The organism is Rhodoferax sp., from assembly GCF_028689305.1.
In the GTDB taxonomy this organism is placed as follows: Bacteria; Pseudomonadota; Gammaproteobacteria; order Burkholderiales; family Burkholderiaceae_C; genus Rhodoferax.
In genome coordinates this window covers 1-1905 of sequence record NZ_JAQTWM010000133.1, presented here as the reverse complement: position 1 = coordinate 1905, position 1905 = coordinate 1, and the positions used below count along the sequence as shown (strand labels likewise).

Sequence of the window (1905 nt, the reverse complement as noted above, 5' to 3'; positions counted from 1 at the left end):
CTCTGGATGATGCGGCCTTCGTGTTCGGTGATCGAACAAAAGGTGCAGCCGCCAAAACAGCCGCGCATGATGTTGACGGAAAAACGGATCATCTCCCAGGCCGGAATTTTGGTGGCACCGTCATGGCTGCCGTGCTCATCGGCATAACTCGGGTGCGGACTGCGCGCATAGGGCAGGTCAAAGACGAAGTCCATCTCGGCCGTGGTCAGCGGAATGGGCGGCGGGTTGATCCAGACATCACGCGCGGTGGCGCCCTCGCCATGGGCCTGCACCAGCGCGCGGGCGTTGCCGGGGTTGGTCTCCAGATGCAGCACCCGGTTGGCATGGGCATACAACACGGCATCCATCCTGACCTGCTCATAACTGGGCAGGCGGATCACCGAACGCTCGCGCGGCGGCAGCTTGAGCTTGCCGGGCTGCGACGGCAACGCCGGATTGGCAAAAAAAGTGATGGGCTGGCTGGCGCCGACTGCCTCCTTGGCGCAGCTGCCGCCCTGGCCGGTGGCCTGTTCCGCCGTGGTCTGGTAGGGGTTGACGTGGGATTCGACCCGGCCCGGCTCATCCACGTGGGTGGAGTCGATCTCGAACCAGCCCAGACGGCTGTCGTCGTCCGGGCGGCGCACAAACGCCGTGCCACGCACGTTGGTGATGTGCTCCACCGGCTCGCGCGCAGCCAAGCGGTGTGCCACCTCCACCAGGGCGCGTTCGGCGTTGCCGTACAGCAGCAGATCACACTTGGCATCCACCACAATGCTGCGGCGCACCTTGTCGCTCCAGTAGTCGTAGTGGGCGATGCGGCGCAGGCTGCCCTCGATGCCACCCAGAATGATCGGCACGTCCTTGTACGCCTCACGGCAGCGCTGGCTGTAGACGATGGCGGCGCGGTCCGGCCGCTTGCCGCCCACATCACCGGGGGTGTAGGCGTCATCAGTGCGGATTTTCCGGTCCGCCGTGTAACGGTTGATCATGGAATCCATGTTGCCGGCCGTCACCCCCCAGAACAGGTTGGGTTTGCCCAGCACCCGAAACGGTTCGGCACTTTGCCAGTCGGGCTGGGCGATGATGCCAACCCGGAACCCCTGGGCTTCCAACATGCGGCCAATCACCGCCATGCCAAAACTCGGGTGATCCACATAGGCGTCGCCGGTCACCAGGATGATGTCACAACTGTCCCAACCCAGTTTGTCCATCTCGGCGCGGCTCATCGGCAGAAACGGCGCCGTGCCAAAACGCGCCGCCCAGAACTTGCGGTAACTGTTCAGGGGTTTGGCGGCACGCGGGAAAAAGGACACGTCAACAAGGGCGTTCATGAACTGCAGGAGTGAAAAACAGGCGCCGAGTGTAAGGTTTGGGGCCTGTCATTGCAGGGAACGTGGATACTGCGGCAGCTGGCTGCCGTCACGGCTGGCCCGTGGGCTCAAGACTCAGCCAGCGCCCCTGGACAGCACTTTCCTCACCACGGCTCAGCACCTGCATCACTTCCAACACCTGCTGGGGGCTGACCAGCAGCGGGGCCTGTCCGCGCAAGTGGTCACGCAGGTTGGCGTAATACGCCAGATAGTTGCCTGCCGGGTTCGGCGCCGCACGGCGTACCGAAACCGGAGCCGCCACCCCACTGATGGTGGCCATTTGCAGCACCTCACCAGGCTGCGGGTCCACCCCCCAGTCGTGCAAATGCCCCCACTGCGGACGACGGCCGGCTTTCAGAGCGTCTTCCTGGGTATCGAGTCCGTATTTGGTGAAACTGCCCTGCGTGCCATGTACCGCCCAGCGTGGACCGGCTTCGGCCACCAGCGTGCTGGCATGCAGAATCACACGCAGGCCGGCATGGTGCCTGTCGTAACGCAGCACGGCGTGGAACCAGTCGTTGACCTGGGCACCATCACGCAGGCAGGCCAGGTCCAG

At 64.2% G+C, this 1905-nt stretch carries 2 protein-coding genes; both read right to left on the bottom strand.

The genetic code is table 11. The annotated features are described in order from the left end of the window. On the bottom strand, positions 1-1310 hold a 1310-nt coding region (locus PHW99_RS17535), incomplete at its 3' end, for a YgiQ family radical SAM protein (RefSeq protein WP_300180687.1). An 88-nt stretch (positions 1311-1398) separates the two neighbouring features. Then, on the bottom strand, positions 1399-1905 hold a 507-nt coding region (locus PHW99_RS17530; protein WP_300180685.1), incomplete at its 5' end, for a Gfo/Idh/MocA family oxidoreductase.